The sequence below is a fragment of the Enterococcus sp. 7E2_DIV0204 genome (assembly GCF_002140855.1).
Taxonomy (GTDB): domain Bacteria; phylum Bacillota; class Bacilli; order Lactobacillales; family Enterococcaceae; genus Enterococcus_L; species Enterococcus_L lemimoniae.
Window position 1 is genome coordinate 603389 of sequence record NZ_NGKY01000001.1, and the last position, 25360, is coordinate 628748.

A 25360-nucleotide genomic window follows, 5' to 3' on the forward strand; every position below is an offset into this window, starting at 1 on the left:
AGGCGCTTTTTGCCTCATTCATAATTTATCTTTTTTCCGAGGAGCTAGCCTGCGTAGCTAGATAACATATGGTAACAACGTTCCACTTCGCTTCACCTTGTACCATTCAACATCAACTCAGTTCTTCGTTGTGTTTCTTGGCATGTTTCAAAGCAAAAGCTTATTAGGCAGTCCGCATAGCTAAATAGTGCAGCATCCTAATTCTACTATAATTGCTTGTCTATCTTCTATACTTTATCACATTTTACCCAAAAGCTGAATGGACAGCTCCGATAAATTATCAGCTTCTTATAATTGCATTATCAAAAAAAATAGCTTATACTATTCGGTCACGGCAATTTATGTCAGGAGGAATCAATATGTCAAATGATCACACACAAGAAACCCAACATTTGCAACAGGTTTATGAAGAATTAAGTCAAGCCAGAGAAACATACCAAGCTGCTATTGACGAAGTTAGCACTACAGGAAAATCAGTATTGGAGCAATTTGGTGGTGATACAAAATTAAATTTTGATAGTTACTCAGATAATCTGGAAACATTTGCCATGATGGAGATGAAAAATAGAGAAATCGATCAGTTGAACATCCAAAATGCAACTGCAGCTATGCAACTTGAAAAAGTCGAGCGTTTACTAAAAGTTCCTTATTTTGGAAAAATCGATGTAACATTTCTAGATACTGATGACGATCGTGATGTGTTTTATATTGGCATGAATGATTTTACTAATTTGGATGGAGATTCACGAATCTATGACTGGCGTTCACCTATCGCTTCTCTTTTTTATAATAATGTTTTAGGTGACAGCAGTTATTTAGTTAATAAAACAGAGATTCCTGTAGCCTTAAATCTGAAAAGACAATTAATCATCGAAGAGGATCGTTTAATCAATTTCTTTGATACGAGTCTAGCGATTCAAGATGATATTTTGCTCCATTCATTGGAAGCAGATTCTTCTCAATATATGAAAGATATTACAACAACGATCCAACAAGAGCAAAATGAGATTATCCGTGATGAACGTCATCCACTGCTTTTAGTCAACGGGATTGCTGGTAGCGGCAAAACATCTGCTATCATGCAGCGAATTGCTTATTTACTTTACAATCATCGGACACAAATTACGGCCGATGATATTTTACTACTTTCGCCAAATTCGACATTTATCGATTACATTTCCCAGGTATTACCAAATTTAGGTGAGCGAAACCCTTTAAATCTAACCTTACTGCAATTTCTAAAATTTACCTTTCGTGAAAAAAAGCCGATCGAAAGTGAAGCCGCATATTTCAATCGGATCACAGCGGAACAAGTGAATTCTCAGCAGAAAGTCATCCAATCTCAAACATTTGCTGCATTTATTCAGTCATCCGATGATCCAACGCTGATTCAACAATCTTTGTTCCAACCGATTTTATTCAAAGGTAAACCAATTTTCTCCGCTGAACTGATTTTTAATTTATATCAAGAAACACCGAATACTTTATCGATCAGAGACAGATTATCTGCAACAAAAGAAAAATTATCCAGCTTATGGAATCGTTATCTGATTAAACAATCTAAGTCCAAAAAAATGATCGATCAAATGCAAGATCTGACTGAAGCGGAACAGTTGCGTTATTTTGATATGATATTTACCGAAGATGATGAAGAACAACTGACGGAATTTGCATTGCAACGGTTGCAAAAAAAATACCGTAAAGTTGCTGATGTAATTGCTGATACGTCGTGGTTTGATCAATGGTTACTCTTTGAAGCGTTGTATCAACAATACACACGCGTACCTTATAAAAGAACCTCGTCAGCTTATACTGCAGACGAAGTCGTAAGCTTACTACTGATCAAAGATAAATATATTGAAGATTTATCTAATCGACAAATGGCTTTTATTTTAGTGGATGAGGTCCAAGATTATACTGAAGCTCAAATTCTTCTACTGCTAAAACTATTCCCGCAAGCTAACTTTACTTTGGCAGGAGATGAAAATCAGGCTATCTTCAATACATCGATCAGTTTTATGGAATTGAAAGAGTTATTATCTGCTTCTAGCCGTTCAGTCACTTCTTATCAATTATTGAATAGTTACCGTTCAAGCAAGGAAATCACGCAACTTTTCCAAACTTTAGTAACAAATCATGAAAAGCTCAAAATCGTATCGATCCGAAAAGATGGTGAGAAACCTAAGTTTATTCCTTGTGAAAATCAAGATACTTACTTAGAAACGCTCACTTCACTTTTAGCTTCCTTATCTCCTGAAGAAGCGACCGTGATCATTACAAAAACTGGAATAGAAGCAGAAGAATTAGAACAACAGCTGATTAAAGAAAACATCACTATTAAGGCTCAAATTCTTTCCATCGATATGGCAAAAGGACTTGAATTTGACAATGTGATCATTCATGACCCTTCAACCGTACGCTATGGAACAACGGAACGAGAAAAAAAGATTCTTTATACAGCAATTTCTCGTGGTATGAAACAGGTGTTTCTGCCTTATGTTAGAGAGCTTTCTGAATTGCTTAAAAATAAATAGTTATTGAAGATCATTCAAAAAACAGACTTTAGTCCGATTTTATTATCGTTTTTCAGCAGTAAACTTAATTCCAGTCTGGTTTTTAATTTGATAGGAGGGAATGCTGTTTGAAAAATTTCTTCGAAGAATCTGACTTTCTCAAAACAACGATCCGAAAGAACGTAACGATTAATCGAAAACCTCAAGTTAATACGATTTGGCACTGGGTATTACTGATTCTATTTGGTTTATTAGCTTATGGATCAATGACACAACAGCTTCTTCTGATCGCGATTTTTATTGTTATTGCGGCAATTGTCAAAGGTCCCCTAATGCTTTTATGGGGCGCTGTCTATTCTGCTTTGATCGCCTTTTTTCCGCCTCTTGGACTCTTATTGTCTATTGCATTTTTCTTGATAAATCTTGGAACAGTCGCAAAAAGTTGGCGGATTTCCTTAACCAGTGCCTATTTTTATTTGGTTCCTCTAGTTGGCAGTATTCTTAGAGCTATCATAAAGAATGAGCCGACCTATACCGTTTTGATTTTTGTCGCCTTTAGTATCTTAGGGTTACATTTTTTACTTCATTGGCTATACAAAAATAACAGCTTGAGCCGAAACCTGACTTGGTCGATCATTAGCGTTCCTTATGCCATAATGATCATGTTGTTACCGACTCGTTTCCATAGACTTAAATCAACTAAAAAATTAAAATTTTAATACTTTTCTCTGCTCATGTTTTGCTTCAACATTATGAGTGGAGTTTTTTTATCCACATTCATATGACATAAATCCTATTTCAGATGACAATAATCCATATCTTTCTTAGAATAGACCTTCTATAATGAAAACGTAAACAAAATTATCGAAAGGAGCATTATCATGAATAAAAGAACTGTAGCGATAGCTGGAACCTTTGATTCCAAATCTGAAGAATTCCTGTTTATCAAAGAACAGATTGAAAAAACAGGCCTAAATACTTTTTTGATCCATACAGGTATTTTCTCCCCTGCATTTGAACCTGACATTACCAATCAGCAAATCGCTCAAGCAGCTGGAACTGATCTCACAGAAATAGCTGCGAATAGAGACCGAGCCCAAGGAACCAAAGCAATCGCCCAAGGATTAGAAGTTTTACTGCCACAATTATATAGTGAAGGTAAATTTGATGGAATCATATCTGCCGGCGGCTCAGGTGGAACGTCAATGGTCGCACCAAGCATGCGAGCCCTACCGATTGGTGTTCCTAAATTGATAATTTCTACAGTAGCTGCTGGTGATGTTAGTGGCTATGTAGGATCAAGTGATATTTTCATGTATCCATCAATTGTCGATGTCGCTGGTCTCAACTCCATTTCCAAGAAGATTTTTACCAACGCAGCGAATGCGATTAGCGGAATGGTCATTAATCTAAGCACTGAACAAGTGTCCGAGAAAAAAGTCATTACCGCAAGTATGTTTGGTGTAACAACACCAAGTGTTGAAGTTGGTAGACGCTTGTTAGAAGAGCAGGGTTATGAGGTACTTGTATTCCACGCTACCGGTGCTGGCGGCAAGTCTATGGAAAAATTGATTACAGATGGTCATATCGCTGGCGTACTAGATCTGACAACAACTGAATGGTGTGATGAATTATTTGGCGGCAATATGCCTGGTGGAGAACATCGTTTAGAAGCGGCGGCCATAACTGGAATTCCTCAAGTTATATCTTTAGGCGCACTTGATATGGTAAACTTTGGTGCAGTAGACACTATTCCTGAAAAATACCAAGATCAACTTTTTTATCAACACAATCCCATGGTTACCTTGATGCGAACCACCGCAGAAGAAAATAAAAAGCTTGGTGAAAAAATTGCTGAAAAATTAAATCAAGTAACAAGCAAAAGCATTTTGATGCTGCCGCTAAAAGGTCTGTCTAGTTTGGATAGTAAAGGCCATGAGTTCTATGCTCCAACCATCGACCAAGTCCTATTTGATACCTTAACAGCGAACATCAACAATCCTTTAGTGGAAATCATTTCACTAAATTACACTATCAATGATCCGCAATTTGCAACAGCTGCTGCGGAAAACTTAACTCAATTAATGAATACACAAAATCATTATCTCTAGCTTCAAGAGCTAGTCTCTCGAGAAAAAGATAAAAACTAAATGAAACAAAAAGCATCTCAGTTATTTTTTTCTATTTTCTAGTTGAGACTGAACGAACTCTTTCAGCTTTTAAATTTAGGAGGAACGAACTCATGAGAAAAACAAGAATAGAAATCTTAGCCGACTTTCGTCAACAAATCGCTGCAGGAAACATTTTATTAGGCGTGGGAGCAGGAACCGGGATCACCGCCAAAAGTTCTGAAGCAGGTGGAACGGATATGCTGATTATTTACAATTCAGGACGTTACAGAATGGCTGGACGCGGTTCGCTCGCTGGATTATTATCTTATGGCGATGCCAACCAAATCGTCATGGAAATGGGTGCAGAAGTCCTTCCAGTCGTCGAAAAAACACCAGTTTTAGCAGGGGTATGCGGGACTGATCCATTTCGTGTAATGGATGTCTTCTTGAAACAATTAAAAGAACAAGGTTTTTCCGGTGTTCAAAATTTTCCAACCGTAGGATTAATTGATGGCGTCTTCAGACAAAATTTAGAAGAAACAGGTATGGGGTATGATTTAGAAGTTGAAATGATTGCGAAAGCTCACGAATTAGATCTTTTAACAACACCATATGTTTTTGATCCTGAGCAAGCACGAAAAATGGCACAAGCCGGTGCAGACATGATCGTAGCTCACATGGGACTAACAACTAAAGGAAGTATTGGTGCCCAAACCGCTCTAACGTTAGAAGAATCTGCCAAACGTGTTCAAGAAATTGCAGACGCAGCCAAAGAAATCAACCCAGAAATCTTGGTGATCTGTCATGGTGGACCAATCGCAGAACCAGAAGATGCTCAATACATCATAGAGCATACAACTGGTGTTCATGGCTTTTTCGGCGCTTCAAGCATTGAACGATTTGCTGCTGAAAAAGGAATCAAAGAACAAACTCAAGCATTTAAGAACATTCGTTAAATTTAACTGAAAAAAAATGAGGTTGGGACAGGAGTGTTTAACCCCGAGAAATAAGAAAGAATTCACGAAAATTGCTCTTCAAATTTTTGTGAATTTCAGCTTATTTCCGAAGGGGTTGCTTCTTCTCCCACTGTTTATTCGTATTTAGGGTGTGAAACAACAGTGTTTTTTACTTTTGTCCCACACCCATTCTTTTATAATGATTTCCGTTTATAATAAAGAAAAGCTTACAGGAAGGGTTGCTTAAAGTGGAACAAAAACAAATGACTCAGCTTAAAAAACAGGTTCAAGCTGGAAAACGAGTTATCGGCGTGGCAGCGGGCTCAGGTTTAGCCGCAAAAGTTGCCGAAAATGGTGGTGCTGACTTCATTTTAGCATTGAATTCTGGAAAATTTCGACAAATGGGGGTTAGCTCCTTGGCAGGCTGGCTGCCTTTTTCGAATGCTAATGAGATGGTGATGGACTATGGTCGAAGAGAGATTTTGCCTAGAGTAAAAAATAGTCCAGTCTTCTTTGGCTTTAACGGAACTGATCCTACAATCAATAAAAAAGAATGGCTACTGGCAATAAAAGCAAATGGCTTTGCTGGAATCAATAACTTCCCAACTGTGGGGATGTTTGATGGTCAATTTAGAGAATGGTTAGACGAAAATAATTTAAGTTACGACCAAGAAGTTGCCTCTATTAAACTTGCACATGAATTAGGGCTACTGACAATCGCCTTTGTCTTCAATCAAACACAAACAAAACAAATGTTAGCTGCAGGTGCTGATATCATTTGTGTTCATTTAGGCCTGACTGGTGGTGGAACAGTTGGTGCAAAAAAGATTCTATCTTTAGAAGCTGGAAAAAAAATAGCCAATGAATTATTTGCCATCTGTGAAAAAGTCGATCCAAAAGTCATTCGCATGATTTATGGTGGACCTGTGGATAGTCCGTTTGATGCAGACTATATGTTTAAACAAACTACGGCTCACGGTTACATCGGTGGTTCTTCATTTGAGCGAACGCCTGTTGAAGACAGTATTGGGCAAATCACTAATAAATTCAAAACAGCTGGCATTCTTGAATCTAATAAAAAGCTTTATCAACTGTTGGAGGAATTAGAACAACATTACGATTATATTGATTTCACTCAAAAATATATTGCCGATCACTATATGGATGAAATCAAATTAACGGAACTTGCAGACATCATGCATGTCAGCCGCCAACATCTAGGGACTTTATTTAAAGAAAAAATGGGAATTACTTTTTCTGATTATTTAACCAGTTATCGACTCAATCAGGCTATCACTATTTTAGAAAATAAGACGGTTTCTATCGGAGAGCTAGCTCAAATGGTTGGATATACTGATGCAGCTTATTTTAGCCGTGCCTTTAAAAAATATACTGGATTTTCGCCAAATGCGTTCCGCTCCTCTAAAAATATGGTAGAAACAGAAGCGGTTGATCCCTCTAACTAAACAGGAATTTCTTCTGTTTCAACCCTTTACTCGCTATTTTTTTTGCCACTGCTAACTCAATCCAAAATCGCTGAACTATGGTTCCTTCAACCAAATATTCAGCGGACAATATACCTCCATTTTTTTGGATTGTTTTTTTGAGCCCATATTTATTTTTGTCACAGGTAAGCATTACTTTAGAAAATCCACGCTTTTGAAAAATTTCTAGTGATTGAGCAAGTAGCACATTAGCATACCCTTTTCCCCGTTCAAAAGGCACGACACCAAAACCAATATTGCCGCCAATTTGTACTAGTCCCTCGGTCAACTTGTATCTTAATTGAACAGCTCCAACTAATTTGTTCGCTACTTCCAGAAAGAGTGTCTCTGCTGGAACAAAATCGTTCTGTTCACTAAGTTTATCTTTTTCAAGTTTCACTAGCCACTCTTGAAAGGTTAGCCCATTTAAATGAACAGAGGATGGTGTTATTTTAGAGGCTCCTGCATTTGTCCATTCTTTGACAAATGCCAAATACTTTTGTTCATCTGTTGAAGTCAACTCTCTTAGAATCATTCCACATTCCCTCCATTTTTAATACTGTTGTTTTGATGGGATCACGCCTCTTACTCCACCTTTTGGATTTGTCATGTCACCAACATATCTAGGAATCAAATGTATATGACAGTGCATAATACTTTGACCTGCATTGATGCCACAATTTGTCCCAATGTTGAAACCATCTGGTCGATAGCTTTCTTCTACTATTTTTTTAGCAACTTTGAGTAATTCGTCAATTGCACCCTTTTCCGCTATAGATAAATCGAAATAGTCCATTTTATGTTTTTTCGGTATAATTAATAAATGTCCTTTACTAACAGGAAATCGATCATAAAAAGCACCAGCTAAATCATTTTCTATCACAAAATCTGTTACGTCACAAAATACACACATGTTTTTCTCCTTTAGCCGATAGATTCTTATTACCTATTATAGTCCACTCAATTGCATCTGAATATACAAAAAAAGATGCTCTCTGCGCTAGCCAGTCTGGACTTAGCTGCAGAAAACATCGTTTTCATTCTTTTTTTAAATCGCTCCACCTTTTAATGCTTTATCCAAGGCTTCGTTTAATTTTTTCATTTGCTCTTCATTGAAAATTTCTTTAGCGCCTTCACGTGCTTCTTTCGCATTTTCTTCTGTTACGGCACTTGGGTTAGCTTCGATTTGTTTGATCATTGCAGCTAATTGCTCATCCATCAATTTTTGAATTTCAGGATCATCTTTTAAATCACTATAATCAATTGAGTCATCCTCTAAATCTAGCTCAGAATCATCTGTTGCTGCTCCAGTAATATTAGACAAAATAGCTTCTAATTCATCTTGACTGATGATTTCTTTTTTACTTGGCATCTTGATCTTTCCACTATTTTTTTGTGGTGTAACAGCCATTGTCATCACAATACTCATTTTAGCATCGTCTTCATCTGTTGCAGCTAATACCATTTCCATATCAAGTGCTTTTGTTTTTTGGTTGATACTGATCTTGATATCCATTTTATCCAAATCATTTTTTAAAGATTTGATCGCATCTTTCATTTCTTTGGCATCGCCTGATTTTTTGTAGTCTTTATCTTCTTTGGCAACTTCATCGATTTTCTCTAGCATTTTAATAATTTCTTTTTTGGTGAATGTATGTGTCACAACATCTTTATCTTGTGTAAATGATTTTTTATCGAAGCTTTCGATCAGCTTCTTCATTTCGCGACCCATTTTAGAATCCTCAGCATTTGTAAAGGTTTTGTTCTTCAATGGATTGGCTTTTTTGTCCAATTCACCTGAAGTAAGTGTATCGCCAGCTTCAGCAATATCGATATATTTTCCTTTTAATTTATTCAAATCGCTTTTACTTAGTTCTATTGGATAATTAAATGAATTGGCTATATCCAGCATTCCTGAAACAAAACTAGTCGACATGAAGTACTTGTCTTTATCTCCAACAAATTGGAATGGTAATTTTTCGCCAAATAGATTTGCTGTGATTTCCATTTCCATTGCATCTGTTTTTTCATCGATCGCATACTTTCCGTCGATACTCATATCTTTTAATTGGCTAGCGAACATTTTGACATACGCGCCGCCTTCATCACCATCATACTCTAAGTCTTTAATCTTCATTTCAAAACTAGCTGCGTTATACTCGTCTCCCTTAGAATTAAGAAACGCATTAGTAAATTCTTTTCTTGGATCCGATCCACAGGCTGCTAATAAAAAAATCGCAACTCCTGTTATAATCCCCAACATGTACTTCTTCATCTTCATCAAACATTCTCCTTGTTTAGTAACTCAATTTTTTTGGTTCTATCATAATGATACAATAAAATATATCCTTTTGATATAAATTTTAGCGATATTTTCCAAAATATTCGATTTATCTAAAAAAAACCAGAACATCTGCCTAATTTTGTTATTAGACAAATACTCTGATTATTTTTGGTTTAATGATTTTCACACCTCAACTATGCGATACTTGCTCCGTTTGGCATATCTTTTGGTGCATCAATGATTTGTAATTTACCGTCTGAAGATTCGGCTGAAAGAATCATTCCCTGACTGATCTGTCCACGCATTTTTCTTGGTTTTAAGTTTGCTACAATCACAACTTTTTTACCAATCAAGGCACTTGGATCTGGATAAAATTCTGCAACCCCAGAAAGAATTTGACGATCTTGTTCATCGCCTGCATCTAAGCGGAACTGTAGCAATTTATCAGCCCCTTTGACTTTTTTACAATCAATGACTTCTGCTACTTTTAATTCTACTTTATCAAAATCTTCATACTTGATTTCTTTTTCTTTTGTTGAAATAAGCTCTGTTTCTTCTGGGTCCCATTTGATTTCTTCTGTTGTTGTTTGGGCATTTTGAGCCATCTTCTTTTGAATATATAGCACTTCAGTGTCAATCTCTAAACGAGGGAAAATAGGTGTTCCTTTCGCAACAACTTTAATTTCTGTTGGAAACTCACCGAAATGGATTGCTTCCATATTCATTGTTTCAGGATCTAACCCTAATTGTTCAAAGATTTTTGTCGGAGTCTCTGTCATCACAGGCTGTAATAAAATCGCTACGATACGTAAGCTTTCAGCTAAATGAACCATAACACTGTCCAACTCATTTTTCTTTTCTTCATCTTTCGCTAAAACCCATGGTTGTGTTTCATCGATATATTTATTAGCGCGTGAAATCAATGTCCAAACTTCAGCAATTGCTGTGTTAAATTCCATTTTTTCCATTGCTTCATGATATTTACCAATCACATTTGCAGCGGTTGTTGATAACTCGCTATCAAATGGCGTCACTTTTGAAGCATATGCTGGAACATGTCCCTCACAATATTTATTGATCATAGCAATCGTACGGTTTAATAGATTACCTAAATCGTTCGCTAGATCATAATTTAAACGAGAAACAAAATCTTCTGGTGTAAAGACTCCGTCACTGCCAAATGGAATCGCACGTAATAAGTAATAACGTAGCGCATCTAGACCATAGCGATCAACAAGGATCTCAGGATAAACGACATTCCCTTTAGATTTAGACATTTTTCCGTCTTTCATCAATAACCAACCGTGACCGAAAATTTTCTTCGGTAATGGTAAGTCTAAAGCCATCAACATGATCGGCCAATAAATCGTGTGGAAACGAACGATTTCTTTTCCGACCATATGAACATCTGCCGGCCAGTATTTTTGGAATAAGCTATCATCGTCTGAACCATACCCTAAAGCGGTGATATAGTTTGATAAAGCGTCGATCCATACGTAAACCACATGTTTTGGATCATTTGATAAAGGGATTCCCCATGAAAATGTCGTACGTGATACAGCTAAATCTTCTAGACCAGGTTTGATAAAATTATTGATCATTTCATTTTTACGTGATTCTGGTTGGATAAATTCTGGATGTTCATTGTAATATTCCAATAAACGATCCGCATATTTACTCATACGGAAGAAATAAGATTCTTCTTTAACTAGCTCAACTTCGTGACCACTTGGTGCTTTCCCACCGATTACTTTGCCTTCTTCGTCACGGTAAACTTCTGCTAATTGTGTTTCCGTAAAGTATTCTTCATCTGAAACAGAGTACCAACCTTCATATTCGCCAAGGTAAATATCCCCTTGTTCTAATAAACGATCAAAGATTTGCTGCACTGCTTTTTTATGGTAATCATCTGTTGTACGAATAAATTTATCGTAGCTGATATCAAGTGTTTTCCATAATTTTTGGACATCTGCGGCCATTTTATCAACATATTCTTTTGGTGTAACGCCTAATTCTGAGGCTTTATTTTCAATTTTTTGTCCATGTTCATCCACACCTGTTAAGTAAAATACGTCAAAGCCCATCAATCGTTTGTAACGAGCCATCGCATCACAAGCAATCGTTGTATAAGAATTGCCGATATGTAGTTGTCCACTTGGATAATAAATCGGGGTAGTGATATAAAATGTTTCTTTTTCTGACATGTAGAAACATCCTCCTTTTAGCATTCTCTTGAATTTACTCCTAGATAGTATACCATACTTGGCTTTATTGAACTAGAAATCCTTGTATTTTCTCTAGATAAAAAAGCTGCTGCCAGCTCCACATTGGCTCAGCTGGCAGAAACTCTCTATTACTTGTACGCTGATGTTCGAATAACCCCATCTTGAACAGCCGCTTCAGCTACTTCTCGAATGATGACATCTACCACTTCTTGATTGAAAGGGGATGGAATAATGTACTCACTGGTTAACTCTGATTCTGGGATGATTTCAGCAATGGCTTTTGCAGCAGCTAATTTCATATTTTCCGTAATTTTCGTAGCGCCTGCCACAAATGCCCCTTTAAACAAACCAGGAAAGGCTAGTACATTGTTGATTTGATTGGGATGATCAGAACGTCCTGTTCCAACGACCGCTGCCCCTGCATCGATCGCATCTTGATAGTCAATTTCCGATTCAGGATTGGCCATTGGAAAGACGATTGCACCAGTATTCATGGATGCTACCATTTCTTTAGAAACTAATTTAGGTGCAGAGACGCCTATAAAAACATCTGCGCCGACCATTGCTTCTTCTAGTGAACCATTGAAATGTTCTTTGTTAGTAATTTCCACGATTTCTTTTTCTAAAAAGTCCATGGGTCTTTCCATCGTTTTGGATAATGCACCATTGATATTAAAGGCAATAATATTCTTAACACCAAAATGATGAAGCATTTTTATGATAGCACTGCCAGCAGCACCTGTTCCCGACACAACAACGTTGATTTCCGCTACATTTTTATGAACAATTTTTAATGCATTGATCAATGCAGCAATCGTAACGATTGCTGTGCCATGCTGATCATCATGAAAAACTGGAATATCTAGCTCTTCGATCAATGTACGCTCAATTTCCACACAGCGAGGTGCTGAGATATCTTCTAAGTTGATTCCGCCAAATGTGGGTGCCATCGCTTTGATGATGTTGATGATTTCTTTAGGGTCTTTAGTATCTAAACAAATTGGGATCGCATCAATTCCAGCGAATTCTTTAAATAGCAATGCTTTGCCTTCCATAACTGGCAAAGCAGCTTTTGGTCCTATATCCCCTAAACCCAAAACGGCTGTTCCATCTGTTACGACTGCTACAGTATTGCCTTTCCAAGTATAATCGTAAACAGAATTTGGACTCTCATGAATTTTTCTACACGGTTCTGCAACGCCTGGTGTGTAAGCCAATGATAGATCCTCTTTTGTTTTCACTTCGACCTTTGAATGAACATCGATTTTTCCGCGCCATTGTGCGTGTGCTTTTAAGGCTTTTTCATAAATGTCTGTCATCTTTTCTCGTCCTTTCCAAATGAACCACTGTTTATTTTCCTAGCATCTGCTCTGGTTTGACCCAAGCGTCATAGTCCGCTTCTGTCACTAATCCTAAAGCCAGTGCTGCTTGTTTTAGTGTTGTATTTTCTTGAAATGCTTTTTTGGCGATTTGCGCACCGTTATCATAACCGATATGTGGATTTAATGCCGTTACTAGCATCAAAGATTGCTCAACATATTGAGTCATTTTTTCTTGATCCGCTTTCATTCCAACTAAACAGTTTTGATTAAATGAGCGCAATCCATCCGTAAGCAATTGAATACTTTGAAGTAAGTTGTAAGCAACGACTGGCATATAAACATTTAATTCAAAATTTCCTTGTGAGGCACTGATGCCAATGGTCGTGTCATTGCCCATCACTTGAACAGCGATCATTGTTAACGCCTCACATTGAGTTGGATTGATTTTCCCCGGCATGATGGAGCTTCCTGGTTCATTAGCCGGAATCGTGATTTCTCCCAACCCACTACGGGGACCACTTGCCATCCAGCGAATGTCATTTGCCATTTTCATCGCATTTGCCGCTAAAGCTTTTAAAGCACCCGATGTAAAAACAGCCGCATCTTTACTTGCTAACGCATGGAATTTATTGGGATCTTCAGAAAATTCACTATCAGTCTCTGCATTCAAATAGTCAAAGAACAACTCAATGTACTCGTTTGAAGCATTTAGCCCGGTTCCAACTGCTGTACCGCCAATTGCTAACTGTTTAAGCTCTTGTATCGCCAATGCTAACATCTGGAAACTATGTTCTAGTCCCGAACGCCAACCGCTGATTTCCTGTGCAAAGGTTACGGGTGTGGCATCCTGCAAATGAGTTCGACCGATTTTTATAATTTTTTCATTTTCATTTTCAAGTCTTTGCAATGTTTGAATCATTTGTTTTATGACTGGAAACAACTGTTGTTCGATCAACTGCACAGCTGCTATGTGAATCGCTGTCGGAAAAACATCGTTTGAGCTTTGTGACATATTGACATGGTCATTGGGATGAACTGTCACGCCAGTATTAGCAGCTAAATGGGCAATAACTTCATTTACATTCATATTCGTTTGTGTACCACTACCTGTTTGCCATAATGACAAAGGAAAATGTTGATCAGCTTCACCCTTAATAATTTTATCAGCTGCCATTTGGATAGCCTCACTGATCGAGGTTTCTAATTTCCCCGTTGTTTCATTTGCTTTAGCAGCCGTTTTTTTTACTAAAGCAAGTGCTTTAATGAGGGCGTTAGGCATTTTCTCGATACCAATGTTAAAATTTTGACGACTACGTTCGGTTTGCGCACCCCAAAATGCTGACTCTGGCACTTGAATTTCTCCCATAGAATCTTTTTCAATTCGGTAAGACATTCTTTGAATCCTCCCTTTTTTTATTTACTATCACTATACTTTAAACGAATCACGATTTACAGTGAAATTCATTTTTTCTCAAAAAAGAACTCAAAAAAATCAGTAACCACTACGATCACTGATTTCTACTCTTAATTATTCGCCTTATTTTCATTACTATGTTTATAACCATAACCAAAATAAATCAAAAAACCTAAGACTAATGCTACCGCAAAAGCTTTCCACGTCGCTGCTTGCAACTGTAACATCAAGCCAATACTAACAACGACGAGTAAAATTGGGACAAACGGAACAAATGGAATTTTAAATTCCCCTGGTTTGGGATCGCCAGCGACTTTTCTTAAGCGAATAATTCCGATTGCCATCACGATCAAGTACATCAATGTCACAATATTCGTCAACTCCGCTAATAACTCCATCGGTACTAATCCAGCAAAGATCATTGTACATACACCTGCAACATAAGTAGCATTTTTCGGTGTCCGATTTTTTTTATCGATTTTACTCATAAATTTGGGTAGTAAACCATCTTTACTGATCGCATAAATAATTCTAGCTAAACTATACATCATCGAAATCGTCACAGTTAAAAGGGTTAAAATTGCGCCAACAGAAATGACACCAGCTACGCCATCACGTTGAACAAAACGCATTGCAAACGCGACTGGATCTTTCACACCAAGTGCATCAAATGGAACGATCCCAGTTAAAATCAAGGTCACGATCACATACAAAACAGTTGCAATAATAATCGACCCAATAATTCCTTTTGGGATGTCTTTTTGCGGATTTTTTACTTCTTCTGCGGTCATACTTACAGCATCAAAACCTAAAAAGGCAAAAAAGACTACTGCCGCACCACTAACCACACCTGAAAAACCAAAAGGTATAAAGGGTTGCCAATTATCTGGTTTCACATAAAAAATACCAACAACTAAGAACAACGCAATGATTCCAAACTTCACAAATACCATCATATTATTCAAACGCAAAGCGGTTTTAGCTTCCAATGATACCCAAAACATCACTACAAAAAGCACCAAAACAGCAATGATATCAATATATGTTCCTTTGGCTGGGTTGTACGCTCCACTCAAAGCTTTCGGTAAATCAACTCCAAGACTGTTCAAAAATCCATGAACATAACCAGACCATCCTGAAGCAACAGACGAAACCGCTAAGAAGAATTCACAAATCACTAGCCAGCCTGTCATCCAAGCAACTAATTCTCCAAAAACGACATACATATAGGCATAAGGACCGCCAATTGCCGGAATCCTTGAAGCAAACTCGGCATAACATAACCCTGCTAAAACGATGGCTCCTGCTGCAACTAAAAACGAAAGTGACAACGCAGGACCTGCATATTGTTTAGCTGCAACACCTGTTACAACAAAGATCCCTGTCCCGACAATTGCACCGATCCCTAGCAAAATCAAATCCATTGTTTTTAAATCCTTTTTCATTGCACTTGGCTCACTTGAAACAGCTGTCAGCTCTTTTTTCCGAAACATCGACATTTCTTTTCCTCCAGTAAATCAATCCATTTTCTAGTATAATCATTGCAAATTTTTTCATAAAAAGAAGCGTAAATATGACATTTACGCTTTCATATACCCTAAAAGGATACCACCTAAAATGACGAATAGGCAACCAATTATGACATATCTCATTTCTTTTTTAGACTTGGTTTCACCTAAAATATAAATACCGCCTAATGTAGAGATAATGATCCCCATTTGAGATAAAGAGAAACTGATTGCTAAACCAAGTTGTCGCATCGTTAACAACATACAGATATTCCCTAACCCCCACAATAGACCACAGCTCATATTACGCCAAACATACCGATCCAACTTAACCTTTTTAAAAGCAAAGAAACTGGCTCCAATCAACATCCCGATACTTTGAGGTAAAATAATCCCCATCGGATCAAGCCCAGCTACATTGATAATAATCGTATATGCGCCATATCCAACTGTTGAAAAGGTCAGTGCTCGTAATCCTTTGTTAAAATCCAACATCGAATTTGTTGTTTTCACACCACTATCATCATCTTGGCGAGCTGTTAGATATGCGCCTAATACTAATAAAGCAAGAGCAATAAAGCCTAAAATATAATCTCGACTGCCTTTCCATTCATGAAAAAAGACTGCTCCAGCAATCGTATTCACAATCAACTGCATCCCCGTTGAAACAGGTAAACCTACTGATACACCTAAATATTTCATTCCATGGAATTGCTGATTTTGCCCCACACTCCAGAATAAACCAGATAAGATACCAATTACAACCATTTGAATAGTGATCACAGGTTGAACAATGAAAAAGACGATCGTCGAAAAGAATACGGCCCCAATCGTCATACCTAATGTTTGCTGATTCGCACTACCACCGATTTTGCCGCTGACAAGACCAATGCTACCCCAAGCAAACATCGGGATCAACGCTACTAATATCTCCATAATAAGCTCCTATCAAAAGTTTGATGTGTTAAGTCTAACAATAAAAGCGTTTGCTATACAACTATACGAGAGCAAAAAGTTTACTAAAATTTCTCTCATTATTTGTTTTATGGAAAATAAGAGAATATTGACTTGAAGGAGCGTACTCTATTTAACAATAATGTATACAAAAACCTTTATAAATTTTATATTTTCCAATGGAAGAAGAACAAGCAAAAATAAAAAAGCTCACGTTGAGAAACAATGATTCCATTTCTCAACGTAGCTATCTATCTTCTTTCATTGAAATAACTTAAAAACGGAAACAACAATTTCATAGTCGTGCCGTCTCCTTCAACTGACTCCATTGTCAATTGATGGCCTAACTTATCCGCCAGACTTTTAGCTAAATACAACCCTAAACCAGTGGAATGCTGTTCACTAGTCCGACCATTTTCTCCCGTAAAGCCCTTATCGAAAATCCTGTGCTGATCTTCTTTAGGAATCCCGATCCCAGTATCCTTCAAGAATAGCCAAGCCCCTTCTTTGGTTCTGGAAATAATGACCGTGATCTTACCGCCTGCTGGAGTATATTTGATGGCATTACTAACAAGTTGTTTAAAAATAAAGGCCACCCATTTTGCATCTGTCAGCACCATTTGATCGTCACCTTCAATAGAAAACTGTAAACTCTTTTGAATAAAATAATTTCCTTGTGTCCGAATCACCGACTGAACAATTTCCTTCAACGAATATTCTTGGATCAAATAATCTCTAGAAAAACTATCCAATCGTGCATAATAAAGAACTTGCTCCACATATTCATCGATTTTACTTAACTCATTTTCGACTAAATAATATTTCTTTTCTGGAATATCATCTTCGATCGATTGCAAAACTAAATTGACAGCCGCTAGCGGTACTTTGATTTCATGAACCCAAGAGTCGATATAATCTTTTTGATCCTGTTGATTGTTGATTGCCTGCTGCATAACTTGCTGGTGCTCCACCAACAAACCGTTAATATAGTCTTGAGCCAATTTTTCTTCTGATTTTGATGCTTCACCTAGATAATGTTGCAAAGATGGCGGATGTTCTGAAATATCTAAAGAACGCCACCAACTTTTTTTTAATGAATAATCGATTGTTAAAAATAAAAGTAAAAACAACCCTTGTAATAAGACCAAATACCCAATAATCGATGGATTCACGACCATATCTGGAGAAAGCCATAAAATAAAACAAGTCACCCCAATAAAAAATAACCAGCCGATCAATAACAACCAATGATCTTTTAAATACTTACTAATTGTCATTTTATGCTCCTATTCTATGGTACGATATATCCTTGTCCCACTTTTGTTTCAATATATCCTTCAAGACCTGCCTGTTCAATTTTTTTTCTTAAGCGATTGATGTTGACGGTCAATGTATTGTCATCCACAAAGCGTTCGTCTTCCCATAAAGCCCGCAATAGTTTTTCTCGTGTTAAAATCTTGCCATGTTTCTTGATCAAAATATAGAGTAAACGGTATTCATTTTTACTTAAATCAATCACTTCACCATTGATTTCCATACTGCCATTATCAACATTTAAAGTAATACCATTATGTGACATGATCTCACTACCGACTTCAGAATAATTATAAGAGCGACGTAAAAGTGCATTGATTTTTGCAATCAGTACATCGATTTGAAATGGTTTTGTGACAAAATCATCAGCCCCCATATTCATTGCCATAATCATATCCATATTGGTACTACGGCTAGATATAAAAATAATCGGGATTTTAGAGATTTCACGGATTTTCTGACACCAATAATAACCGTCAAATACTGGGAGATTGATATCCAACAATACCAATTGCGGATCTTCTCTTTGAAAATCTTCTAACACATGATTAAAATCTGTCGTTCCGAATGTATCAAACTGCCATTTTTGCAACTCTTCGCTGATTAGCTCACGAATCGTTGTCTCATCTTCTATGATCATGATCTTTGCCATTTGCTGACCCTCCTGTTGTTTCTTTCTATTGTACCTTATCAGAAAATCTGCGTCATTCATATAGGACTTTTAGCCGAATTTTTGATAAAAAAATGAATGAAGGGAAACTAATTTTAGCTTTCCTTCATCCTTCTAGCACTTACTCCAAAACCGCAACGCCGCTATCCGATATCGCTTTACCAATAAACAAAAAGACCCCATCTAAAAGTAAAATCGTCATATTTACACCAAAAAAGATCGATAATTTTTCGATTCCTTGGATTTTTTCTTTCGTCCTAAGAATCAGAGATAAGATAAAGTTACTGCCGTATGTGAAAACCGTCAGCACTAAAACAAGTTCTATTAACATTGTTTTTGCTCCCCACAGCTTCATTATATTTTTGGATGCACTTACATTTTACGCTAACTAATGCTTTTTTTAAAGTAAAGAATGTCTACAGTATTTGATTAATTGGTCAGCTACAAAAAGTGTCTGGATAAACAGTGGGAGCAAACGGTCCTCCACGCTTCAAGGATCGGAGTGAAACGAGAACCGTAAATGCAGAAGCAATCCCTAAAAATGATAGTCTCTTGTATCATCCTTACGTCTCTTTTACTTTATAAATTAATGTCATTATCCCACTGATTTTGTTCAGCACTCATTAAGTCATTAGTTACGCCACATTTACTTTAGTTTTTGGTAGATATATTTTCCAGACCTATTCACAACAATTTAGCGATTCACGTAACTTTTTTCAAACCCTTTATTGACCCTAAAAGGGTTTTCCTATAAAATGGGGATAGATAGAAATGAATAAGATAAAAAAAAGCACTTCATGATTTAGCTACCAACTAAATCATGAAGCCCTGAACAGTCAGTGAACACCTGACCAATCAAGTTGCTTGAGCCAATATTTATACATTGACATCTTCCATTTTACTCAATTTTGACTGAAATTTCTAGAGGTTTATACTAGTTTTTTCTGACTTGAAGATGTTTATGCTTATTTATTGAACTTACAATGGCGTTGGATGTGTGTCCGACGCCATTTTTTTGTGTATTCGTTTCTATCTAAAAGAACACTTGCTTACTTTTTAAATCTTAACATATAATTGTCAACCAACCATTGACTATATTAAACGCTGATCCCAACCAGCTTTTACCCATTCTCCTGGATGATTTATTAAGTAAGCAGTGATTCTTTACCTAATAGTCAATTACTACTCCCAAGTATTCTTTAAGGAAACACAATAATCAACATCAACGTAATCTTTTTCGATACTTCCTTTATACGAAGATGATTGTTTGTATTTTCTTTACTGATGACTATTAAAGCAAGAAATAAGCTTTGTTGCTTGTTTCTTGTTTTTTTGTCTACGTCAGTCAAAATAAAGCTGTTGCAATAACATCACATCACATGTGTCGGTTAAATCAATAAAATAAGGACTTTGCCACTGCTGGGTTTTGCTAGCTGTTTTATTCAACCCTATGACCCAATCCGGATAAAGGCGCAAAGCCATCTTTCCTTTGATTGCTCCGGTTGTCAAAATGTGTTGTTCAGCTAAAATTGCCTTGGGAAATATAAACTGCCCGACTTTCTCTTGATCGAAGATTGTGATGATTAATTTTTCTGGTGCAGAAACACTCTCATAGGGCTGATTTTTATTTGCCCTATCTTTTTCCCAAAAAGCAACAAAATAGCCTAATTTTTTAGACGTTATTTTAGCTGTTCTACTTCTGAATGTTTGTTGACCGATTGAAAAGGTTAGGCCTTGGTAGTCTTTATTTTGTTCCTCAACTTTGAGATTTTCTAAAGGTAGATCACTAATTTGGTCTACTATTTTTAGTAAATAATTCAATGATTCCATTATTGCACTCCTTTCCAAGAAATTTTATTGTATCATGTAGATTCAAAGAAAATAAAGGATTCCTGCAAATAATATTTTTAAGTCATTGAAAAAGTGACTGAGACATAACCCTACGAGTTACAGCCCAGCCACATGGAATTAGAGTAAACAGTGAAATCAGAATCTATCACCACACTTCATTTCGATTACATTGTCAAAAATCACCATGAATGGATGTGTGGATTTAGAGTAGTACCTACTTGGTGAAGGCTTCAGAAATAAGAAGATTCTGTCCCAACCTCAAATTTCATTCTTCATATTCTTCTTCATCATCTAGTTCAGGAAGCTCGATTTTCTCCACGGCATTTTTACCTATATCAGATAAATAATCGACCAATTCATCGATTTCCTCAATTGGTGAGACTGCAGCTTCTATCACCATCGCTAAGTTTAAACCGGATAAAACACGTAGATTTGGTCGAGCGTTCATTTGCATCAGCGCTACATTGCACGGCGTTCCACCTTTTAGATCAGCTATTATCAACACTGGATCATTGCCTAACGGTTCAAGCAGCTTTATCAATTTATCTGTTGTACCAGACATGCCATCGACTTCCGTCATAGAAACATCCGTTGCTTCTATTAAATCACCAACGATCATTTTGGCTGATTGTACGGTTTCAGCTGCCATTTTACCGTGGCTCATTAAAATTAATTTTGGTTTCATTCTTGTTCCTCCACTTAAGTATCCTTCTTAGTTCTTGCCCTCTATTTTAGCCATTAGCCTATCTCACTAAGAACATCAGAAATACGTCGATTATGTTGATTCAATAGCGCTTGTGCATCAGCTAATCCAATTTGCCCTTGAATCATTACAATAGCTTCTGCTACGTGATTATGTGCCAAACTCAAATATTCCTGTGCAGTCGTTTGCTCAACACCTGTTGCTTCATGAATAATCTGGATCGAACGCTGAATCAATTTTTCATTTGTTGGTTGAACATTGACCATCAGATTCTGATAAACATTTCCTACTTTGATCATAATCCCTGTTGAAAACATATTTAAAACCATTTTTTGGGCTGTTCCTGCTTTCATACGAGTTGAACCTGTGATTACTTCTGGTCCGACCACAGGAGCAATACCAATTGCCGCCAATAGATTCATTTCACTTGCTTCATTACACGTAACAGCGATCGTCAAAGCGTCCACTTTTTCACCATATTCTAGCGCACCGATTGCATAAGGCGTTCTTCCACTAGCTGCAACTGCAATTATTACGTCTTTATCCGTTAAGTTACATTTTTTTAAATCTGCTTCTGCTAGTTCTTTTGAATCCTCGGCTCCTTCTACTGCGTGAAACATGGCTTCTTTTCCACCTGCAATCAATCCAAATGCTTTATCAGGTGACACGCTATATGTCGGTGTCAGCTCAATTGCATCTAACGTTCCTAAGCGGCCAGATGTTCCTGCACCGCAATAAATCAAACGCCCGCCATTTTGATAACGCTCAGCAGCTTGATCGATCGCTTGGGCTAGATCGGGCAAGACTTTTTCCACGGCTAATGCAACTTTTTGATCTTCCTGATTAATGATTTTTACCATTTCAAGTGTTGATAATTGATCGATATTTTTACTTGCAGCATTTCGCGACTCAGTGGTCAATTCATCCAACTTCATCCTACATCCCTACTTTTCTTTCAGTTTCTCTACCAATTTTCTTGTATCCGTCATATTTTTTTCAATTGTCGTATCTAAATCATCTTGGATTGAGCCTAAATATAAAACGTCTCCCACAGCCATTGTAGAAGCAATCGAAGCAATTGCGCCTACTCGAAGTAGATGTTCATTGGCTGGTACAAGTAATACTTCATCGCTTAACTTCATGATCCGTTCACTTTCATTTCTAGTAATGAAAATGATTTTTGTTTGATTTTTCCGGGCAATTTCACAAGCAATCAAGACTTCTTTGGACATGCCACTATACGAGATTGCAATCAAAACATCCTCTGGCTTAGAGTAATTTAAAAATTCAAATTGCATATGCACATCATAATTAAAAACTGCTTTTTTCCCAGCTCGATTAAATTTATGATATAAATCGTAAGCCGTTAAAGAAGACGAACCAATTCCAATCAAATAGACTGTCTCTGCTTGCTTGATTGCATCGATCGAACGCCTTAAGGACTGCTTATCAGCTAACTCAAATAAATCTTCGATCGTTGCATTTAGTAAAGATTCTACTTTTGCACATAAGGTATCGATTGAGTCATCCACGGCTACGATCGGATCAATTGTTTTTGGCGCATGTTCTGCACCTTGTTTTGTTGCAATCGACAGTTTTAGCTCTTCCCAACTATCAAACGTCAATGATTTAGAAAAACGAGTCACAGAAGCTGGAGAGGTGCCGCTATTGGATGCAATTTCATTTGCGGTCAAGGAAAGAACCAAGGTTGGGTCTTTCAAGATATAATCAGCGATCTTTCGATTGACCTTAGAAAAGTTTCTGTATTTTTGTCTGATAATTTTGATTGCATCCATGCATATTCAGCTCCCATTGCTTATTTAATAAAGTTTAAAATTGTTTCATCAGATTCTGAAGGAATCATTTGTGCTGTGATTTTTATGCCCAATTCATCTAAACGTTTAATTGTTTGGACATCTGTTTCAGTAACAGCCACTGATTTTTTGATTGGTTTACTGTCATCTTTTTGTGAAATGTTCCCAACGTTAAAGGCTTTTAAGGGAACACCGCTATCGATCAAATCAGCCATATCTTGAATATCTTTTGTAATCAAAAAAACTTTTTCGTCATCATAATTACCAGCTAAAATTTTCTCAATTGCTTTTCGTTTAGAAAGGATCGATAATTTTACTCCTGCAGGTTTAGCCATCTTCAATGCCCCAATCTGCATTTGATCTTTGACCGCTAAGTCGTTGACTACCATAATTCTTTGAGCGCCTAACGTATTCGTCCAAACTGTTGCTACTTGACCATGGATCAAACGTTCATCTACACGTGCATGTTCAATTGTCATTCTTCATCATCCTTTTTTAAAATAGATTTCCGATCCAAGCAGTGATTCCTTGTAAATTACCTAAAACCATTCCAAGTAGAATCAATACAAAAATCAAACGCGTTGAATTCATTTTTTTCTTCCCCAACAGCCAATAAGACATCATAACGATCGACAGCGGAATCAAGGCTGGTAGAATTTTATCCAGCATCTCTTGAATGGATAAGGTCACCTCTCCCATTTTATAGGTCAACTCTAGTTTATAAGTTATGACCGAAGGAATCAATCCTCCAACTACTGTTAATCCAAGAATTGCAGCAGCTTGTGTTAATAGCTTCATTTTATCCGCAAATTCCGTGGCAATTTTTTTCCCTTGATTATAACCGATCCATGTAAATTTATAGCGCACCCATAAAACAGTTAAACCTGCAATAATCGGAATTGCCAGACCAAAAGCTTGTCCTCCTTGAGCCATGTATGCGGCAATTGAAAAAACAATTGCTCGGTAGATTGCAATAAACAGTGTATCACCTACACCCGCAAATGGTCCCATCAGTCCTGTTTTTAATCCTGTGATCGCCTGATCATCTTCAATCCCGATCTCCTCTTCTAAAGCCATATCTGCCCCGATGATCAAATGCGACATAGCTGGTGTTGTATTGAAAAAGCCCATCTGGGTTTTAAGCGCCTTTTTCATCTTCTCGGGATCATTCCCGTATAATCGTTTTAAGGCAGGTATGATCACATAAGAATACCCTAGACCTTGCATTTTTTCATAATTCCAGCCCCATTGTAAGCTAAATAAATTTCTCCGATAAACTTTATTGATGTCTTTTTTCGTTAGTTTGTTAGTCATCGATTTCTACCTCCTCATCGTCTTCATAGACAACTGTTCCAGCAGACGTTGCAGAACCTTTATTATTGTTTTGATTCATAACATAAATTGCTGCTAACGCTAAACCAACCAAGGCCACTCCTAAAACAGAGAAGAAGGCCGCACCATAAGCCAATAAGACAAAACCAATAATGAAATACGGCCAATAGGTTTTGATTGGTAAGTAACGCATCAAAATAGCGATCCCCATAGCTGGTAAAATGGCACCAGCAGCTTTCAGACCATTCATGACCCACACCGGAATCCATTCATTGATCACCGTTACAACTTGCTCACCAAAAGCTAACCCGATAAAGACTGGGATCATTCGTGATAATGTCCAAGGAAAAATCCCCAAAATATTACAACGTTCAACTCCTTTATAATTTCCTTCTTCCGCATATTTATCTGCTTTATGCTGGAAAAATGTATTGGTCATTCTACCGAGAATATCTAGTTGCGTTAATAATAAGCCAATAGGCACTGCAACTCCGATGCCATACTCAGCACCTTTTCCTGAAATAATCGCGTAGGCCGTCCCCATCACTGCACCAGACAGAAAATCCGGAACCGTTGCTCCGCCGTAAGTTGCCACACCGAGCGTCATCAATTGCAATGTTGCCCCAATCATCAAACCAGTTTGAACATCCCCTAAAACCAACCCTGTAAACGTTGCAGCAAATAATGGCGTATATGGCCCAATTTGAATAGAGATCTGGTCTAAAACACCTACAGCTGTGTAAATACATAAAATAAGAATAATGCCGATAGAAATTTCCATTTTGATTCCTCCCTTAAACTAAAAGCGAAGCGGGCTCGTTCAGCTCTGACTGAAAAATAGGAAATTCTAACTGAGGTGCTTTTTACCTCATTTAGAATTTATCTTTTTTCCGAAGAGTTAGCCC

Annotated in this window: 23 protein-coding genes; 5 read left to right on the plus strand and 18 right to left on the minus strand. The window is 37.2% G+C overall.

Annotation, left to right across the window (positions count from 1 at the left end):
• Positions 1 to 359: 359 nt before the first annotated feature.
• The 5 genes from A5819_RS02925 (at position 360) to A5819_RS02945 (ending at position 7046) form a co-directional block, all read left to right on the plus strand.
• The gene (locus A5819_RS02925; protein ID WP_086279923.1) at positions 360 to 2534 is read left to right on the plus strand and encodes a UvrD-helicase domain-containing protein; all 2175 of its coding nucleotides are present in this window, start codon (positions 360 to 362) and stop codon (positions 2532 to 2534) included.
• Between the two features lie 107 nt (positions 2535 to 2641).
• Positions 2642 to 3232 carry a hypothetical protein gene (locus A5819_RS02930; RefSeq protein ID WP_086279920.1) on the plus strand — a complete coding sequence of 197 codons (591 nt, stop codon included), beginning with the start codon at positions 2642 to 2644 and terminating at the stop codon, positions 3230 to 3232.
• 162 nt (positions 3233 to 3394) lie between these two features.
• A complete protein-coding gene (locus tag A5819_RS02935) occupies positions 3395 to 4624 on the plus strand; it encodes a Tm-1-like ATP-binding domain-containing protein (RefSeq protein WP_086279917.1) in 1230 nt (409 codons plus the stop codon).
• Between the two features lie 131 nt (positions 4625 to 4755).
• The gene (locus A5819_RS02940) at positions 4756 to 5580 is read left to right on the plus strand and encodes a phosphoenolpyruvate hydrolase family protein (RefSeq protein ID WP_086279912.1); all 825 of its coding nucleotides are present in this window, start codon (positions 4756 to 4758) and stop codon (positions 5578 to 5580) included.
• Positions 5581 to 5828: 248 nt separating this feature from the next.
• Positions 5829 to 7046, plus strand: a complete 1218-nt coding sequence (locus tag A5819_RS02945; RefSeq protein WP_254907203.1) for a phosphoenolpyruvate hydrolase family protein — start codon at positions 5829 to 5831, stop codon at positions 7044 to 7046.
• On the opposite strand, the gene A5819_RS02950 is transcribed toward A5819_RS02945, so the two are convergent.
• The 18 genes from A5819_RS02950 to A5819_RS03035 all read right to left on the minus strand — a co-directional run bounded on the left by A5819_RS02950 (position 7039) and on the right by A5819_RS03035 (position 25236).
• Positions 7039 to 7599 carry a GNAT family N-acetyltransferase gene (locus tag A5819_RS02950; protein ID WP_086279908.1) on the minus strand — a complete coding sequence of 187 codons (561 nt, stop codon included), beginning with the start codon at positions 7597 to 7599 and terminating at the stop codon, positions 7039 to 7041. The two genes, A5819_RS02945 and A5819_RS02950, sit on opposite strands and share 8 nt — an antisense overlap.
• A gap of 18 nt (positions 7600 to 7617) precedes the next feature.
• Positions 7618 to 7977 carry an HIT family protein gene (locus tag A5819_RS02955; protein WP_086279904.1) on the minus strand — a complete coding sequence of 120 codons (360 nt, stop codon included), beginning with the start codon at positions 7975 to 7977 and terminating at the stop codon, positions 7618 to 7620.
• 135 nt (positions 7978 to 8112) lie between these two features.
• Positions 8113 to 9345 carry a hypothetical protein gene (locus A5819_RS02960; protein WP_086279901.1) on the minus strand — a complete coding sequence of 411 codons (1233 nt, stop codon included), beginning with the start codon at positions 9343 to 9345 and terminating at the stop codon, positions 8113 to 8115.
• A gap of 197 nt (positions 9346 to 9542) precedes the next feature.
• Complete coding sequence (metG, locus tag A5819_RS02965) at positions 9543 to 11552, minus strand: methionine--tRNA ligase (RefSeq protein WP_086279898.1); 2010 nt, start codon at positions 11550 to 11552, stop codon at positions 9543 to 9545.
• 149 nt (positions 11553 to 11701) lie between these two features.
• A complete protein-coding gene (locus tag A5819_RS02970) occupies positions 11702 to 12892 on the minus strand; it encodes an NADP-dependent malic enzyme (RefSeq protein WP_086279896.1) in 1191 nt (396 codons plus the stop codon).
• Between the two features lie 31 nt (positions 12893 to 12923).
• Positions 12924 to 14288: a class II fumarate hydratase gene (fumC, locus tag A5819_RS02975; RefSeq protein ID WP_086279893.1), complete on the minus strand. Its 1365-nt coding sequence runs from the start codon at positions 14286 to 14288 to the stop codon at positions 12924 to 12926.
• 131 nt (positions 14289 to 14419) lie between these two features.
• A complete protein-coding gene (locus A5819_RS02980; protein WP_086279891.1) occupies positions 14420 to 15808 on the minus strand; it encodes an amino acid permease in 1389 nt (462 codons plus the stop codon).
• 81 nt (positions 15809 to 15889) lie between these two features.
• Positions 15890 to 16753, minus strand: a complete 864-nt coding sequence (locus tag A5819_RS02985; protein WP_086279888.1) for a GRP family sugar transporter — start codon at positions 16751 to 16753, stop codon at positions 15890 to 15892.
• Positions 16754 to 17022: 269 nt separating this feature from the next.
• Positions 17023 to 18048: a two-component system sensor histidine kinase SapS gene (locus A5819_RS02990; protein WP_086279885.1), complete on the minus strand. Its 1026-nt coding sequence runs from the start codon at positions 18046 to 18048 to the stop codon at positions 17023 to 17025.
• Positions 18049 to 18062: 14 nt separating this feature from the next.
• On the minus strand, positions 18063 to 18737 hold the full coding sequence (locus tag A5819_RS02995) for a two-component system response regulator SapR (RefSeq protein WP_086279881.1): 675 nt from the start codon (positions 18735 to 18737) through the stop codon (positions 18063 to 18065).
• 139 nt (positions 18738 to 18876) lie between these two features.
• Positions 18877 to 19086, minus strand: a complete 210-nt coding sequence (locus A5819_RS03000; RefSeq protein WP_086279877.1) for a hypothetical protein — start codon at positions 19084 to 19086, stop codon at positions 18877 to 18879.
• A 1010-nt stretch (positions 19087 to 20096) separates the two neighbouring features.
• Positions 20097 to 20585 carry a MepB family protein gene (locus A5819_RS03005; RefSeq protein ID WP_086279874.1) on the minus strand — a complete coding sequence of 163 codons (489 nt, stop codon included), beginning with the start codon at positions 20583 to 20585 and terminating at the stop codon, positions 20097 to 20099.
• Between the two features lie 286 nt (positions 20586 to 20871).
• On the minus strand, positions 20872 to 21291 hold the full coding sequence (locus A5819_RS03010) for a PTS sugar transporter subunit IIA (protein WP_086279871.1): 420 nt from the start codon (positions 21289 to 21291) through the stop codon (positions 20872 to 20874).
• 53 nt (positions 21292 to 21344) lie between these two features.
• A complete protein-coding gene (gene murQ, locus A5819_RS03015; RefSeq protein ID WP_086279869.1) occupies positions 21345 to 22244 on the minus strand; it encodes an N-acetylmuramic acid 6-phosphate etherase in 900 nt (299 codons plus the stop codon).
• Positions 22245 to 22253: 9 nt separating this feature from the next.
• On the minus strand, positions 22254 to 23105 hold the full coding sequence (locus tag A5819_RS03020) for a MurR/RpiR family transcriptional regulator (RefSeq protein ID WP_086279866.1): 852 nt from the start codon (positions 23103 to 23105) through the stop codon (positions 22254 to 22256).
• A 20-nt stretch (positions 23106 to 23125) separates the two neighbouring features.
• The gene (locus A5819_RS03025; RefSeq protein WP_086279863.1) at positions 23126 to 23602 is read right to left on the minus strand and encodes a PTS sugar transporter subunit IIB; all 477 of its coding nucleotides are present in this window, start codon (positions 23600 to 23602) and stop codon (positions 23126 to 23128) included.
• Between the two features lie 16 nt (positions 23603 to 23618).
• Positions 23619 to 24437 (minus strand): PTS system mannose/fructose/sorbose family transporter subunit IID, encoded by an 819-nt coding sequence (locus A5819_RS03030; RefSeq protein WP_086279862.1) that lies wholly within the window; start codon positions 24435 to 24437, stop codon positions 23619 to 23621.
• A complete protein-coding gene (locus A5819_RS03035) occupies positions 24430 to 25236 on the minus strand; it encodes a PTS sugar transporter subunit IIC (RefSeq protein WP_086279859.1) in 807 nt (268 codons plus the stop codon). Before A5819_RS03035 ends, A5819_RS03030 begins: the two co-directional genes overlap by 8 nt.
• Between the last annotated feature and the right edge of the window lie 124 nt (positions 25237 to 25360).